Here is a 15,653-nt window from a genome sequence, read left to right as displayed (position 1 = left end):
GTTTCTTAACTATTAGCTCAACGCTGATTATAGCTCAACGCTGATTATAGCTTAATGCAGATTAGAGCTTAGCGTCGGCTCTAAGGGCTTCTGCTTTATCGGTACGTTCCCACGGGAATTCGTTGCGACCGAAGTGACCATATGCTGCCGTTGATTGGTAGATAGGACGAGCCAGATCTAACATCTCAGTCAGGCCATAAGGGCGCAGGTCGAAGTGCTGACGAACGAGAGCGATCAATACCTCTTCAGACACTTTGCCGGTACCGAATGTTTCGATACTGATTGAAGTCGGTTCAGCTACGCCGATAGCGTAAGAAACCTGTAGTTCACAACGTTCGGCAAGGCCGGCTGCAACTATGTTCTTCGCTACATAACGGGCAGCGTACGCCGCACTACGGTCAACTTTAGAAGGATCTTTACCAGAGAATGCGCCGCCACCGTGACGAGCCATGCCGCCGTAGGTATCAACGATAATCTTACGACCCGTAAGACCACAGTCACCCATAGGGCCACCGATAACGAAACGACCGGTTGGGTTGATAAAGTACTTAGTATCTTTGTTCAACCATTGAGCCGGAAGTACAGGCTTGATGATCGTTTCCATCACGCCTTCAATCAGATCCGGTTGGCTTACGCTGTCACAATGCTGAGTAGATAGTACGATAGCGTCGATACCAACAATCTTGTTGTCTTCGTATGCAAAAGTTACCTGGCTCTTTGCATCGGGGCGCAACCAAGGAAGTATTTTTGCTTTACGCACTTCAGACTGGCGTTTAACCAATGCATGAGAATAGGTGATAGGCGCTGGCATCAGTACATCGGTTTCGTTGTTGGCATAACCAAACATAAGACCTTGGTCACCGGCACCTTGTGCCTTAGGATCCGCGCGGTCAACACCTTGGTTGATGTCAGGCGATTGCTTACCAATGGCATTTAAAACAGCACATGAATCTGCATCGAAGCCCATGTCTGAATGAGTGTAGCCAATTTCACGAACCGTCTTACGGGTGATCTCTTCGATATCAACCCAGGCTGAAGTAGTGACTTCACCACCAACCATGACCATGCCGGTCTTTACGTATGTCTCACACGCAACACGAGCCTTTGGATCTTGCTCTAGGATTGCGTCTAGTACCGCATCAGAAATCTGATCGGCGATTTTATCAGGATGACCTTCTGAGACCGACTCAGAGGTAAACAAGTGCTTTGCCATGGTGGTAAATCTCGTCGTTAAACAATATGAAGTGTGTAGAAGTATCTACATCTAGACGGCTATTCTAGTTGAAAACAGATTGGATGACACCCTTTTCGCTGATTTTTGTGGAGTAAGACTCAGTATTCCTATCGTAAGCTCAGGAAAATATAGGTAATTGTTATCATATCATCTTGTTATTTCTGCCATTGTTAATTTTTTATCTGCTCTAATGCTCATAAATAAGTTGGTTTCTCATTTTATATTCAATTTTTTGGATATCAGACATTGATTAATTTTTATCTTTAAAGCGGTGTGGCTCTGGTAACTGATTGTTGTTGTTGCGTTAAGTTGAAAGATGATTTCCCTCCGCGAGGGGGTAAAGCGGTGAATATTTTCGATATGAGCGAATTTTAATTGCGTCCCACTGCCTAGTAGGGGAAAATATGCCTCCACAATTGCCCGCAAACCCCCAATAATAAGCAGGAGAGAGCATGTCATCTCGCAAAGAACTCGCAAACGCTATCCGCGCATTAACCATGGATGCCGTTCAGAAAGCCAAATCTGGTCACCCTGGTGCACCAATGGGGATGGCGGATATTGCTGAAGTGCTATGGAATGATTTCCTTAAGCACAACCCTAACAACCCTGAATGGGTTGATCGCGACCGTTTCATTCTATCAAACGGCCACGGCTCAATGCTTATCTACTCTTTGCTTCACCTTACGGGTTATGCATTGCCAATCGAAGAGTTGCAAAACTTCCGTCAACTTCACTCTAAAACGCCTGGTCACCCGGAATATGGTTACACACCAGGTGTTGAAACGACGACAGGTCCATTAGGCGCCGGCATCAGTAATGCTGTAGGTATGGCTATCGCAGAGAAAACTCTGGCTGCTCAGTTTAACCGCCCTGGTCACGATATTGTCGATCATTTCACCTATTGCTTCTTGGGTGATGGCTGTTTGATGGAAGGTATCTCCCATGAAGCCTGTTCACTAGCTGGTACTCTAGGTCTGGGTAAGCTGGTTGCATTTTGGGATGACAACGGTATCTCTATCGACGGACACGTCGAAGGTTGGTTCACCGACGATACGCCAAAGCGTTTCGAATCATATGGCTGGCATGTCATTGCTAACGTCGATGGTCACGATAGTGATGCTATCCGTGCGGCGATCGAAGAAGCTAAATCTGTCACCGATAAGCCAACGATGATCTGCTGTAAGACAACTATCGGTTTTGGCTCACCAAACAAGTCTGGTAGCCACGACTGTCACGGCGCACCGCTAGGTGATGCTGAAATTGCCGCGACACGTGAATTCCTTGGTTGGGAACATGGCGCATTTGAAATCCCTGAGAACGTTTACAAGGGATGGGATGCAAAAGATATTGGCGCTAGCAGAGAATCTGCCTGGAGCGACAAACTAGCCGCATATAAGGCTGAGTTCCCTGAGCTTGCAAGTGAATATGAGCGTCGTGTTATTACCGGTGAACTACCTGCTGATTTCGAAGCTAAAGCACAAGCTTTTATCCAAGAGTGTCAGGATAAAGCGGAAGGCATCGCCAGCCGTAAAGCATCACAAAATGCTATCGCAGCATTCGGTGCTATCCTACCTGAAATGTTAGGTGGCAGTGCCGATTTAGCGGGTTCTAACCTGACGCTTTGGTCGGGTTCTAAAGGTATTCAGGACGATGCCGCCGGTAACTACATCTATTACGGTGTTCGTGAATTCGGTATGAGCGGCATCATGAATGGTGTGTCACTGCATGGTGGTTTCATCAATTTCGGCGCTACGTTCATGATGTTTATGGAATATGCCCGTAACGCGGTACGTATGTCTGCGCTGATGGGCATTCAAAACATCTTTGTTTATACCCATGATTCAATTGGTCAGGGTGAAGATGGTCCAACGCATCAGCCTGTAGAACAGTTGGCTAACCTGCGTATGACTCCTAATATGGCTGTATGGCGTCCATGTGATGCTGCTGAAACGGCTGTATCATGGAAAAATGCTATCGAACGTCGCGAGGCACCAACATCGTTGATCTTCAGCCGTCAAGGTCTTAAGGCTCAACCACGTAGCTCTCAGCAGTTAGCGGATGTGGCTAAGGGTGGTTATGTACTATCTGATTGTGCCGGTACTCCTGATTTAATCCTTATCGCTACAGGTTCTGAAGTACAGCTAGCTATCGATTCGGCAGCAGTGCTTACAGAACAGGGTCAGAAGGTACGCGTAGTGTCTATGCCATCGACTAACGAGTTTGATAAGCAAGATGCGGCATACAAAGAGTCTGTGTTGCCAAGCACTGTGACTAAGCGTGTAGCCATCGAAGCGGCTCACGTAGATTTCTGGCATAAGTATGTTGGATTCGGTGGTGCGGTTGTTGGTATGACTACATTTGGTGAGTCGGCTCCAGGTGGAGAGCTGATGAAACACTTCGGCTTTACTGTCGACAATGTAGTTGCAACGGCTAAAGGGCTTTAATTTAAAGAGCTTTAAGTAAAAGACTTGAATTTAAGGGCTTCAAAAAAGCCCTTTAATCTGTTTTTAGCCAAAGCAAATCGTGATGCACCTTGATTATCAAACTTGATAATTCAGTGCGTCCCTTTGCTGGTAAAGATACAAAATATTGAGCGCTGCAGACTTTTCCTTTTTTAAGTTTTAAGTGCTCATGTTATAACGGCTTACCGAGAATGGTAGGCCGTTATCGTATCAAAAAATGAGTATCAAGAAATTGGTATGAAAGGATAGAATTAGTTTAATGATCAGAGTCGCAATCAATGGATATGGCCGTATCGGTCGTTCAATTCTTCGTGCTCTTTACGAGTCGGGTAAACGCGATCAAATTCAGATCGTGGCCATCAATGAACTCGCAACTCCAGAAGCCATGCTTCATCTTACCCAATACGATACGACCCACGGACGCTTTCAATCTCAGGCTGCTCTCGATGCTGACGGCCGAAAGATGGTTATCGGTGATGATGCCATTACGCTTTTACATGAAAGTGATCCCACAGAGCTCCCGTGGCGGGAGATGGATATCGATATTGTTTATGAGGCGACGGGGGCATTTTCCGATAGAGAAAGCTGTGAAGCCCATGTCCATGCCGGGGCGAAGCAAGTATTGATTAGTCATCCAAGCTCGAGTGATGTCGATGCGACAATTGTCTATGGGGTCAATCACCACCTTCTTAAAGCAGAGCATACTGTGGTCTCTAACGCCTCGTGTACAACAAACTGTATTGTGCCTGTCATCGAAGTGTTAGATGAACACTTTAAAGTGAAAAGTGGGGCCATAACGACGATTCACTCCGCGATGAATGATCAGCAAGTGATCGATGCCTATCATGATGATCTGCGAAGGACACGTGCCGCAGGTCAGTCAATTATTCCGGTTGATACCAAATTAGCCAGAGGAATCGAGCGCATATTGCCTCAGATGAAGGATAAATTTGAAGCAATTTCGGTGCGGGTGCCCACGATCAATGTCACAGCTATCGATCTTTCTGTGACTCTGGAATCAAGAGTTGACATTGCTCACGTAAATCGGGTGCTTTCTACTTCCTCTACAGGCCTTTATAAGGGCGTTTTAGGCTATACTAATGAGCCATTAGTATCGTGTGATTTTAACCACGATCCAAGATCCAGCATAGTAGATGGTACCCAGACCCGAGTCAGTGACGGTCATTTAGTGAAGTTGCTCCTATGGTGCGACAACGAATGGGGCTTTGCTAACCGCATGTTAGATACCAGTTTAGAGATGATAAAGGCCATAAGAGCCGCATAGAGTTTAGGGCCAAGACGAAACTGCGCCGGTGGTGCCAAGATGACACCAGCAAACTGGCTATCTTTTCTTTGCCGAAATAGGGCAAAGCCCGTCGAATAGGCGGAGCCGCCAGCGAAGCAATAGGCCGAAGGCCATCACCTTAGCTTTGGACTTATAATTTACTTGATGGCTTGGTGTAGTGTCCCAGCGATCAGGAACCAATTTATTTTTAACCTTTAACTTTTAACTTTTAATTTTAAACATTTAAGGAAACATAAAATGGCTATTATCAATATGTCAGAGTTAGATCTCCAAGGTAAGCGAGTGCTTATTCGTGAAGATCTTAATGTACCGGTCAGTGACGGTGTAGTGACCAGTGATGCGCGCCTTCGTGCTGCACTGCCTACTATCAAGCTTGCACTCGAGAAGGGAGCTGCCGTTATGGTCATGTCTCACCTTGGTCGTCCGACTGAAGGTGAATACAATGCAGAGTTTTCACTGCAACCTGTCGTCGATTACCTGACAAAAGCCTTAGCGTGTCCGGTACGTCTGGCGACGGATTACCTCGATGGTGTAGAAGCCAATGTGGGCGAACTTGTTGTGTTTGAAAATGTACGCTTCAATGTCGGTGAGAAGAAAAACGATGAAGCTTTAGCTAAGAAATTAGCCGCATTATGTGATGTCTATGTGATGGATGCCTTCGGTACTGCGCATCGTGCACAGGCATCGACTCATGGCGTCGGTCTGCATGCTCCTGTGGCTTGTGCGGGTCCTTTGCTTGCCGGTGAGCTGGAAGCTCTTGGTAAGGCGATGGATAACCCGGCACGCCCACTGGTTGCCATCGTTGGCGGCTCAAAAGTGTCGACTAAGCTTACCGTTCTCGAAAGCCTTTCTGGCATCGTTGACCAACTTGTTGTTGGTGGTGGAATCGCGAATACCTTTATCGCAGCAGCTGGACACGAAGTGGGTAAGTCACTTTATGAAGCCGATCTGATTGAGGAAGCTAAGCGTCTTGTGGCTAACGCACAGAGCCGTGGTGGTGATATTCCGGTACCGACCGATGTCGTTGTTGCCGGTGAGTTTAGTCCTACGGCGAGCGCAACACTTAAAGACGTCAGTGAAGTCACCAGCGACGATATGATCTTCGATATCGGACCTGACAGTGCAGAGGCGTTGGCTGAGATTCTTAAAAATGCGGGTACAATCGTATGGAATGGTCCTGTAGGCGTATTTGAATTCGATCAGTTTGGTGAAGGTACTAAGCGTATCGCTCAAGCGATTGCAGAATCTGATGCTTTCTCGATTGCCGGTGGTGGTGATACTCTAGCGGCTGTCGATAAGTATGATATTGCGGATAAAGTTTCATATATCTCAACGGGTGGCGGTGCATTCCTCGAGTTCCTCGAAGGAAAAGAGTTGCCAGCCGTTGCTATGCTTGAGTCTCGCGGCGAATAGCAAATAAAGAGTAAGTAAAAAGCTGAAAAAATAATAAAAATCAGCTGAATAGTTTAAATTAAAATAAAAAAAACCGTGCTTTGACTCATGTTAATGAACCACTGTTATAGGTGGGAGTACTAGTTCTCAGAACTGTTATTCATTCATGTTCATGGGTTAAAGCATATAAAAATCAATCCAAACGATAGTGACCTCGGTGATGCCAATCACCCTATTATTGGAGTAAAAAATGGCTTTAATTTCCCTACGTCAAATGCTAGATCATGCTGCAGAACATGGTTATGGCGTCCCCGCTTTTAACGTAAACAACCTTGAGCAGATGCGTGCAATTATGCAAGCTGCTGAGGCAACCGATAGCCCTGTTATCGTTCAGGCTTCGGCTGGTGCACGTAAATATGCCCGTCCTCAGTTCCTTAAGTATCTGATGGCCGCAGCACTTGAGCAGTACCCTGATATTCCTGTGTGTATTCACCAGGATCACGGTACAGATCCTGACATTTGTCAGCGTTCAATTCAGTTAGGTATGTCATCGGTAATGATGGACGGTTCATTGATGGCAGACGGTAAGACGCCTGCTTCATATGAGTATAACGTCGACGTAACACGCAAGACGGTAGCATTTGCTCACGCTTGTGGTGTATCTGTTGAAGGCGAGATCGGTTGTCTGGGGAGTCTTGAAACCGGTGAAGCCGGTGAAGAAGATGGAATCGGTGCTGCGGGTATTTTGAGCATGGACCAGATGCTAACCACACCTGAAGAGGCAGCACGTTTCGTTGCCGATACTCATGTCGATGCATTGGCTATTGCCATCGGTACCAGTCATGGTGCGTATAAGTTCAGCCGTAAACCTACCGGCGATGTACTGCGTATCGACCGTATTAAAGAGATCCACGCACGTATTCCTAATACTCACCTGGTGATGCATGGTTCTTCATCAGTACCACAGGAGTGGTTGAAGGTGATTAACGAGTACGGTGGCGATATGCCTGAGACCTACGGTGTCCCATTAGAGGAGATCGTTGAAGGTATCAAGCATGGTGTTCGCAAGGTCAATATCGATACCGATCTTCGTTTAGCATCTACGGGTGCCGTACGTAAGTTCTTAGCCGAAAACCCAAGTGAATTTGATCCACGTAAGTTCCTTAAGGCGTCTATGGAAGCGATGGCCGATATCTGTACTACGCGCTACGAAGCCTTTGGTTGTGCAGGCATGGGCTCTAAGATTAAGCCTAAGTCACTACAGGCTATGTATAAAGCATACCAGTCAGGTGAACTTGATCCGCAGATTAAATAAATCGTTTTAATCTAAAAGGCAACTTGTCTTAAATGCCCGCCCAGTGCGGGCATTTTTATTTCTGTCATGTTTAGTTTGGTTAGCAATATCAGTAGGATAAACACCAGTTACTGATAAGTCATATTTGAACTGTATCAAGTATTTTCAATTCTGTTTTGTGAGTGTTAATATTGCGCCGATTTTAAGGGATATGATCTTTCGGAGTGGTATAAAAATGAAAAAATTGCTTATAGCATCTGCTATTTTAATGGCTGCACCTTTTGCTGCTCAAGCGGGCGCTAACTTTGTCGAAGGCGATAAGATCTTCGGCGGAGATGCCGAGCTGGGTGCGACGATGACCACGGGTAACACCGAAACGACGTCAGTAAAGGCTCGTCTGGATATGAAGCATGAACTGGGCAACTGGGAAAACCAGTACCTGTTGGAAGCTTTATATAAAGAGGACACTGGTGAGGTGACCGGTAAGCGTTACTACGGCTTAATTCAGGCGGATTATAAGTTCGATGAAAAGAGCTACACGTTCGTTAACGGTAACCATGAGATAGACCCATTTACCGGCTTCGATTCAAAATCTACTGTTTCTGCCGGTTATGGTCACAAGTTTATCGATACGGGCAAGACTCTTTTCAATATTGAAGTCGGTCCGGGTTTTCAGTATAAACGTCTGGATAATGAAAGCGCTGCGGTTGCCGGTTATGACACAGAAGATAGCTGGGTGGCTCACGGTGTGGTTAACTACGAGCAACAGATAACAGACTCTTCAAAGTTTAAGCAGATGTTTGTTGCCGATTATGGTGACAGTTTAGAGGGGCGTTCGGAAACCTCTATCACAGCTAATATTATCGGAGCACTAGCGATGAAGTTTGCGGTTATTGTTCGTTATAACAGTGAGCCGTTAGACGATAAGAAAAGCACAGATACCGAAACTAATATGACCTTATTGTATGCATTTTAAGCCATACTAATTTAAAGAAAAGCACCTTCGGGTGCTTTTTTATTGTAAAAACTCAGCTTAAATATGACTTTTACTCACCTATCTATTTACCTTTAGTTAACCGATGTAACCTTCCCGCTATAGCTATCTTGTTCATTTTAAACTATTAACGTGTTCCCTATCACGAATTTGCTCTTTGCTCCTGCATAGCTTATTGCGATCACAGATTGACGTGTTAGGAATCGTTACAATGTTTTGCCATATACTTGATTTGAGGCAGATAAATGCAAATTGGTTGCTGTTGGTTTGATGTGAGTCGAAAGACTTTGTCCAATCTGATTAATGACACCAGTTGGAAAATGTCTGCTGTTGAATTCTCTGTACTTGATATGTTGGTTAAACATCGCGGTAAGGTACTCTCTATTCAGGAATTATTGCAGGGGATGCCTGTAGAAAACCGTAAGGTAGAGATATTAACCGAATCTATAGAGCGGATCTGTTTTTACCTTGAGAAGCGATACGCCTCTTTGATCGAACGCGTCGATGATCAAGGTTATGTTTTACATAATAAACCTTCGGTTAAATCAGGCGAGCTTTCCTCTACACCTTTCAGAAGTATCTCTAAGAAGCATTACAGCATCTTGGTTGCTCAAATCTTATTATTGATTGTTCTCATCTACTCATTTTTTGAGCCTGCGGTGGATATCAAGCCTGAAAATAAACACGTACTGACAACACAGTCTGGCACCGTATCTTATTTTCCATCCTTTAGTTCAGAGGAGCAGGAACAGGCCTATTTTTATCAGAGTAATCACTTTATAGAGTCAGTCGAAACCTGCTCAGTTACGCCGTGGCGACAGATTTTTCTGTCTGTTTCCTCTGATAACCCGAAAAATGGCGTTATCAGCATCGCTCTTAGAAACGATATCGGCGGAAAAGCCGAAATGAAGACACTGAAGATCGTGCCGATAGATGCGCAGTGGAATTTCATCAATCATAGCTGGTTAAAAAAAGTTGGGATCTGTGATTAATCGCTTTCCCGGTAACCTAAGACAGGGTGTGAAAGTCTGGCCGCTTATCATCACCTTCTTGATGATTGTCGGCTTCTGTTTGGGACTTAATTACTACGTGATGAATGGCGAGAACCTCACCGCATCCTGCAAAGCCAATATCTACAATGCTTTCGAAGGTAGACCCACGGATGTTGTTATCGATATCACCACTAAGGGAAAGTTGGTCGAACTTCAGTACCGGTTTCTCGAAGAGGAAATTGAACAGAGCAGCATCATCATGAGAGGGACGCTTCTCGAGCTTGACCTTGAGACTATGACCTACCGATTAGCACTCGATAGTGGCGAGTTGCTTTCTCATATTTCTCCCCCCCGATTTCCTGAACGGATGAGCAGGCTCATCGAATATAGTCGTAACCCTCTCTCTGGCGATACTCCCCACTCTATCCCACTCGATATTCATGTACTCGATATGAATGCAGTGCAAGGCAATGCGGTCATTCAGTTTCGTCCCGGTAATGGCATCTGGGCCTGCGATCTCAATTAACTCATTTATTCCTATATACTCTCTGCGCAGTTTCCCTGTAGCTCTTTAATTTTAATGTTCTATCAGAACAGACACCGCGATAAACATCGACTGTGTTAGCTTCTATCTTAGCCATTCGCTCCTTATTTCTAGCCTTCCAGTAAGTGTAAATACCAATCGGTATAAATCATCATTTTATTCAGCTGAAAGCCCTGAGCAGTGCAGAGTGCTAAGTTTATGGGAGCTGCTTTAGAGGCATTGGGCCCGGTCTTCAATGAGTCGCTCTGTCCATGCTTTAAAACATATTCTTCCGGCCATGAGTCATCTGCAACTTGTCATAGGCTCGCTTAAAGGATCATGATGTTGCTCGCTGCTCTGTACTTAGTGGGCGTCTGTAGTTAGTCACCCGAGACGAGTCTGGAGGCGGTATGTATCTGTTTTTCCAATACTGGCTTGAGGGGGAATTTGAAGAGTAATGAGTTATAAGTTTTACTGTGACGAGGATAGGGAGGAGACAAAAAAAGGAGAGGGGAAACCTCTCCAAAGTGGGGACGATAGCAATCTAATTAATATTTCGCCAATTTGATGGTAAATAAAGGGCGGCTAACGTTTAACGATGGGGAACTGCTTTACACTAAGTCATGGTGATGAACCCAGGCTCGCAATGGCGACAAACACCATGCTATGTAAAGCAGCTCCAATTCCCATCGGTGGAACACATTAAAACATTTACTCTTATACAGATGGTGGTGGAAGTAGCTCCAACTCACTGCTGCTTAACGCTCCTTTTATTTCGATGGCAACTTTGTACTTCTGTACTGCGCCAGGAGTGGCATCGCTATCCCAATCCAGATCCGGAGCCTCGAAGGTATAAGTTCCTTTCGTTTCAGTCTCTGTCAGCAAACCTTCGCACTCATTGGCTTCACTGTCGCACAGATAAGACTTGCTCAGGTGCCAACGTTTCCACGCTTTAGGTTTAGATGACTTCTCATCATGGTCCGGAAAACCAAAGTAGACAATTCGATAGTCCTTAGCGTTAGTGATTGCCAATTCATCGGCATCGCTGAGACTAAAGCTTAATGCGCCGCTGACACCATCAAAAGTGGCTAACTTCAGCCCAATGGTAGCAGCCTGATCAATATCAACTGTCACTGGCTCTGGCGGCGGTGGCGGCGGAGTACTGTCGCTATCACTGCAGGCGGTGGTCAGTAATGTTCCGGCTAAGAGTACGCCAAATAGTTTATAGTTCATGACGCGCTCCTCTAGTTGAAGTGGCCAGTGTGACAAGTTGTACATTCCATATCGGCTTTAACGCTGGCACCTGAGCCCATCGTTGCATCTACGCCGTGACAGCTCTTACAGGCTTGTGCTTCTTCCGAAGGCTTAGACTCAGGAAGGGCACTCAGGTCTTCACCTGCATAGGCGCGGTTCAATAGCTCTACGAGGTGGTAGGCGATTGAAGCCGACAGACGCTTACAGCGCTCACCTTTCTGGGCGAATGTTCTGCCCGATGCCCTAGACCAGTTACTGATTGATGAGTGACATAAAATGCTGTTGGCAACAGAAGAGGTGACAACCTCATCTTTTGTCTTCTCGGCAGTAGAGCCGATACCGGCGACGAACTCATCAGATGAAAGCGGAAGTTCGGTATTCTCGTAATATCTGAATAGTGAGCCGATAACCGCCGAGTTTTGTCCGTTTATATCACCAAGGATATTCACCAACATACCTGTTGCGTTGTTGTTACCGCAGACAGTGCCTTGCCCTGCTATCCCTGCCGCACCATAACCGGCCAGTGCGGTAGGAATAGACGCAAACTTGGCTGCATCGGCACTGTCAGACAAGCTTAACATATGGACCATAGAGTGGAAGACCTGATGCATACAGCCGCCACCTGTCTCATAGGCGACTTTGGCCGTTGCCATAGCATCCAGTGGAAAATACTTGAGCTTCTCGCCCAGTTCTAATTTGTAGTTCCCGGCTTCATCTGTAGCCGCAAAAGCCGAAGTACCCATAAGGGTCGCACCTGCGGCCGCTGTGCTGATACCAATGATTTGGGTTAATGCTTGTCGTCTGTTAATAGTCATAATCATTCCTTACTGAATAAGCGTTATTTTTGTATGGCTTACTTACTTAAAGTGGCTTGGCCTGGGTTGACTTCGCCGCCGTTTGACTTGAGTTAAGTTTGCGCCGTCAGGTTTATAAATAGTGTGATCTTCGCCATATGAATATTGAGGTTGATTAGAAAAATCTTTTGAACCAAATGAGAGTCGGGATGATGTGATTTATAGATTGGGGAGCGGTAGTAACATCGGTTTTACAGAATTGGAACAGATATAGATCACTTTATTTGTTAAATTCATGTTAATTCGACTATTGTGAAGATAAGCTCAGAATCTTATTCATCTCTTCAACAGTGTGATTTCGTTCTCAAAATTGTCATCATCTTGCCTCTAAGTGTATATTTTTTAGCGCACTTTTATAGGAGACAGGGGGGATCACAGAAATTATTAGTTTTATTGAATATGATTTAATTGTTATCTGTTAAGGAAGCTAGAGATATGCAATTGGGCAGTTGTCAGTTTGATATTCAGCGAGCGCAACTAACAAATCTGGAAAATGGCGATGTGTGGCACCTACCCAGGGCCGAACTACAAGTACTTAAGTTACTTATTGCCAATCGCAACAGGATTGTTGCGAAACAGAAATTAGGTGCTGCAGATGAAGAGCACCCACCTTTGAGTGATTCTTCCGTGACTCGCGCCGTTTTTATGTTGCGCTCTTTCTTAGGGCCGGAACACGAGCAGTTGATTGAGACGGTAAAGAGTAAAGGCTATCGGCTACGGGGCGAGGCTAAACATACTCAATGGGCACAGATGGTCAAACTCAAGCGTGGGTTGATCCTGGGCTTGATGATAGTGGCTATTGTCATAGCCATAGCATTGGTTAGCCAGTTTTCAAAGAGTGGTTCGACTACCGAGCCGTACAATGTTACGCCGTTAACTCTCCTGTCCGGTCAGCAGATTAAATTAATCAGTTACTCTAAGTCTAAGACAAATAATGAATCACTGATGAGTGTTATCACCCAATTTTCTGCCGGATTCAAAGGCTGTTATTCGGCGCCATGGCAAGATATCTATCTATCTTTGTCCCATGATGAGCAGGTGTTTAATATCACCATGAGAGGGGAGAAACTGGGTCAGTCGGTGGTAAGAAACCTTAAGTTATCTGATTTTCGGCAACAGAAACAATTTATCTCAGAAGCTTGGTTAGATGAGGTGGCGCTTTGTGAATAGAAAATTACTCTGGGGAGTCAACTCCATCATCTTAGTCTTGCTGGTAATCAGTATCTCTATCAGCTATCGCTATCTGAACCCGAGCGAGACCTTGATGTTAAATTGCAGCTCTGAACTATTCGACAGACACAAGGGCGATAGCGATAAGGGGCGCCACTATCTGCTTGTCGATGTCATTGCTAAGGGGAAGCAGGCACAGTTTAATTACCGGTATTTCAACTTAGATGGTAGCTCGGCCGGTAATATCCGCATGAAGGGCAGTTTGTTAAACTACGATAGCGATGCCAACAAGTACTCTTTTTCTGTAAAGACGAAAGAGGAGTCGGAGGTCGAGGATGAACAGAGACAGCCTGAGCATATGCAGTATCTCTCCTACGTCAGCTCCTTTAATCTGGATAATAAGGGGATGCACAATCTTAGTATTGAAACATTAGATCTCGATGAGCAGAAAGACTACGCCATCGTACTGTTTCAACCGAGTAATACGGTCTGTGGCTGTCGTCTGGTGCATTAGTTGAGAGATGCTACATTAATTGTATTAGTTGAGTCGCCTAGCTTGCTTGAATTAGCTGAGTTAGTCGTACCGGCTCATAACCACTCGTTCAGCTGCCAACTAAGTCTATTTAAGGTCAGTGTTTAATGACTTTAAATTGGCTTAGCTATTTTTCAGCTTGTTTTGGTAGCCAGCAGCTGCAGATCTGAAAGATCAACAGGCCCTGATAGGCTATAATAAAAGTCATAGATAACTATATGATTTAATTTCGCAATTATTCAGGAGTTCAGTGGCTAAAATTCGAGTCAAACAGGAAGAATCCCTCTCTATTAAGTTTATCCATCAGATGAAGGTGGGAGCTAACCGACGTCTGGATCTCTATTTTTTCCTCCCTAAAGAGATGGGTATTGGCCCGCATAGCCTCAATGAGGAGGAGTATTACCACTCAGCCATTACCGGTCGTCGTTCATATTACTCCACAGCCATACATCTTCCCCTGGTGCAGAGTCGCTTCGCCAGTCAGAAGAAGCGTACGGTTGAGGAGTTTCGTCTCTATCTGAATCTGTTTGCATATCAGTTTGCAGTTGCCATCGAAACTGACAGCAAGGAAGTGGGGCAGGTAGAGGATGCGAAGGAGTTTTATGCTGCACTAAACGATCTCTATGAGCTGGTTGTTCAACTGTTGAAGAAGTTCCGCCGTAATGAGCCCAGTGATCCTAAGTGGAAGTCCTATTTTGAAAATGCAGATAACTACCTCTCCTGGTTCTGTGAGCAGAGATTATTGAAGTTGTTATCGCGAGCGCCCAGAAGCAGCGAATACAGCGAGATAGTGGATAATGTTGTCGGCTTGTGTCGCTCAGAGCATGAGCATAGAAAGTCGAAACGATATAACTCGCTTCAGACCGTAGATGATCCGAATCGTATCTCCAATAAGATGCTATTACTCAGGCGGTTAATTCAGCAAGGTGTGGTTTTAAAAGACGAACTCAAAACCTTAGGCGTTGGTCTTAAGAAGATGACCACAGGCTTTGCTACGGCAATGGTAATGCTGGTCGTTTCCGCCTTAATTATAAAGGCTCAGGGTGTCTTCAGTGGCCTAACGATAGCATTGGTGCTGACATTAGCGGTTATTTACGGGTTTCGAGAAATATTTAAGGAAGATATCCGTAACGCTCTATGGCGGGTTATTCAGAAAGGGCGTCCTAAGTGGAGTCGCATTCTCAGGGATACCACCAGTCAGACTCCGATTGCGAAACAACTCGTCTGGATGGACTTTATGAAGTCTGCGGAGCTGCCTGCTAAGGTTTCTGAGATTTTGAAGAGGCGTCATAGCCAGAATAAACTCGATGCAGAAGTGCTGCATTACGGCATACATACCAGAGTGACTCAGAAAGATTTCTTAGCCGGATATACCACTATTCAGGAGCAGGTTAACTTCAGTCTCGCTCCATTTGCTCGATACTTAGAACGTGGTAAAGCCAAGATCTATAAAGAGCAAGATGGCAAGATCAGTAATGACTCTGTCGAGCGCAGGTACCAGATAAATTTGATCTTGGCAGTCAGAGATGACAAGGATGAGGTTCAATATGCACGCTACAAGATCACCATGAATCGCTCGACCATAGTCGATGTGAGTCAAAGTGATCTCCCCGATGGGATCCCTGATATGGATTAAAAGTAGTGAC

At 45.3% G+C, this 15,653-nt stretch carries 13 protein-coding genes; 10 read left to right on the top strand and 3 right to left on the bottom strand.

Annotated elements, in window-relative coordinates; all coding sequences use genetic code 11:
* Positions 1-61 precede the first annotated feature (61 nt).
* Positions 62-1,213, bottom strand: a complete 1,152-nt coding sequence (gene metK, locus EKG39_RS04685) for a methionine adenosyltransferase (RefSeq protein WP_126504562.1) — start codon at positions 1,211-1,213, stop codon at positions 62-64.
* Positions 1,214-1,686: 473 nt separating this feature from the next.
* On the opposite strand from metK, the gene tkt reads away from it, so the two are divergent.
* The 7 genes from tkt to EKG39_RS04650 all read left to right on the top strand — a co-directional run bounded on the left by tkt (position 1,687) and on the right by EKG39_RS04650 (position 10,200).
* The gene (tkt, locus tag EKG39_RS04680) at positions 1,687-3,678 is read left to right on the top strand and encodes a transketolase (protein ID WP_126504561.1); all 1,992 of its coding nucleotides are present in this window, start codon (positions 1,687-1,689) and stop codon (positions 3,676-3,678) included.
* 277 nt (positions 3,679-3,955) lie between these two features.
* Positions 3,956-4,981, top strand: a complete 1,026-nt coding sequence (gene epd / locus EKG39_RS04675; protein WP_126504560.1) for an erythrose-4-phosphate dehydrogenase — start codon at positions 3,956-3,958, stop codon at positions 4,979-4,981.
* Between the two features lie 258 nt (positions 4,982-5,239).
* On the top strand, positions 5,240-6,415 hold the full coding sequence (locus EKG39_RS04670) for a phosphoglycerate kinase (RefSeq protein ID WP_126504559.1): 1,176 nt from the start codon (positions 5,240-5,242) through the stop codon (positions 6,413-6,415).
* A gap of 229 nt (positions 6,416-6,644) precedes the next feature.
* A complete protein-coding gene (gene fba / locus EKG39_RS04665; protein WP_126504558.1) occupies positions 6,645-7,709 on the top strand; it encodes a class II fructose-bisphosphate aldolase in 1,065 nt (354 codons plus the stop codon).
* Positions 7,710-7,923: 214 nt separating this feature from the next.
* On the top strand, positions 7,924-8,664 hold the full coding sequence (locus EKG39_RS04660) for a DUF481 domain-containing protein (RefSeq protein ID WP_126504557.1): 741 nt from the start codon (positions 7,924-7,926) through the stop codon (positions 8,662-8,664).
* A 290-nt stretch (positions 8,665-8,954) separates the two neighbouring features.
* Positions 8,955-9,674 carry a helix-turn-helix domain-containing protein gene (locus EKG39_RS04655; RefSeq protein ID WP_185817517.1) on the top strand — a complete coding sequence of 240 codons (720 nt, stop codon included), beginning with the start codon at positions 8,955-8,957 and terminating at the stop codon, positions 9,672-9,674.
* Positions 9,675-9,702: 28 nt separating this feature from the next.
* The gene (locus EKG39_RS04650; protein ID WP_126504555.1) at positions 9,703-10,200 is read left to right on the top strand and encodes a hypothetical protein; all 498 of its coding nucleotides are present in this window, start codon (positions 9,703-9,705) and stop codon (positions 10,198-10,200) included.
* Positions 10,201-10,914: 714 nt separating this feature from the next.
* Here EKG39_RS04650 and EKG39_RS04645 read toward each other — a convergent pair.
* Positions 10,915-11,430: a hypothetical protein gene (locus tag EKG39_RS04645; protein WP_126504554.1), complete on the bottom strand. Its 516-nt coding sequence runs from the start codon at positions 11,428-11,430 to the stop codon at positions 10,915-10,917.
* 11 nt (positions 11,431-11,441) lie between these two features.
* Positions 11,442-12,266 carry a cytochrome c3 family protein gene (locus tag EKG39_RS04640; protein WP_185817516.1) on the bottom strand — a complete coding sequence of 275 codons (825 nt, stop codon included), beginning with the start codon at positions 12,264-12,266 and terminating at the stop codon, positions 11,442-11,444.
* 474 nt (positions 12,267-12,740) lie between these two features.
* Here EKG39_RS04640 and EKG39_RS04635 point away from each other — a divergent pair, with 474 nt between their 5' ends.
* The 3 genes from EKG39_RS04635 (at position 12,741) to EKG39_RS04625 (ending at position 15,643) form a co-directional block, all read left to right on the top strand.
* Positions 12,741-13,475, top strand: a complete 735-nt coding sequence (locus tag EKG39_RS04635) for a winged helix-turn-helix domain-containing protein (protein ID WP_126504553.1) — start codon at positions 12,741-12,743, stop codon at positions 13,473-13,475.
* Positions 13,468-13,989, top strand: coding sequence for a hypothetical protein (locus EKG39_RS04630; RefSeq protein WP_126504552.1), 522 nt, complete (start codon positions 13,468-13,470; stop codon positions 13,987-13,989). The genes EKG39_RS04635 and EKG39_RS04630 overlap by 8 nt, the downstream gene beginning before the upstream one ends.
* Before the next feature lie 268 nt (positions 13,990-14,257).
* The gene (locus tag EKG39_RS04625) at positions 14,258-15,643 is read left to right on the top strand and encodes a hypothetical protein (RefSeq protein WP_126504551.1); all 1,386 of its coding nucleotides are present in this window, start codon (positions 14,258-14,260) and stop codon (positions 15,641-15,643) included.
* Positions 15,644-15,653: the final 10 nt, after the last annotated feature.

Source organism: Shewanella atlantica (assembly GCF_003966265.1).
In the GTDB taxonomy this organism is placed as follows: Bacteria; Pseudomonadota; Gammaproteobacteria; order Enterobacterales; family Shewanellaceae; genus Shewanella; species Shewanella atlantica.
The sequence above is the reverse complement of the archived record's forward strand: the minus strand, read 5'-3'. Positions and strand labels throughout refer to the sequence as shown.

Excerpts from the sequence above, each read along its gene's own strand:
- metK (WP_126504562.1), bottom strand. The coding sequence starts at position 1,213 with ATGGCAAAGCACTTGTTTACCTCTGAGTCGGTCTCAGAAGGTCATCCT.
- epd (WP_126504560.1), top strand. The coding sequence starts at position 3,956 with ATGATCAGAGTCGCAATCAATGGATATGGCCGTATCGGTCGTTCAATT.
- EKG39_RS04660 (WP_126504557.1), top strand. The coding sequence starts at position 7,924 with ATGAAAAAATTGCTTATAGCATCTGCTATTTTAATGGCTGCACCTTTT.
- EKG39_RS04670 (WP_126504559.1), top strand. The coding sequence starts at position 5,240 with ATGGCTATTATCAATATGTCAGAGTTAGATCTCCAAGGTAAGCGAGTG.
- EKG39_RS04640 (WP_185817516.1), bottom strand. The coding sequence starts at position 12,266 with ATGACTATTAACAGACGACAAGCATTAACCCAAATCATTGGTATCAGC.
- fba (WP_126504558.1), top strand. The coding sequence starts at position 6,645 with ATGGCTTTAATTTCCCTACGTCAAATGCTAGATCATGCTGCAGAACAT.
- EKG39_RS04645 (WP_126504554.1), bottom strand. The coding sequence starts at position 11,430 with ATGAACTATAAACTATTTGGCGTACTCTTAGCCGGAACATTACTGACC.
- EKG39_RS04635 (WP_126504553.1), top strand. The coding sequence starts at position 12,741 with ATGCAATTGGGCAGTTGTCAGTTTGATATTCAGCGAGCGCAACTAACA.
- tkt (WP_126504561.1), top strand. The coding sequence starts at position 1,687 with ATGTCATCTCGCAAAGAACTCGCAAACGCTATCCGCGCATTAACCATG.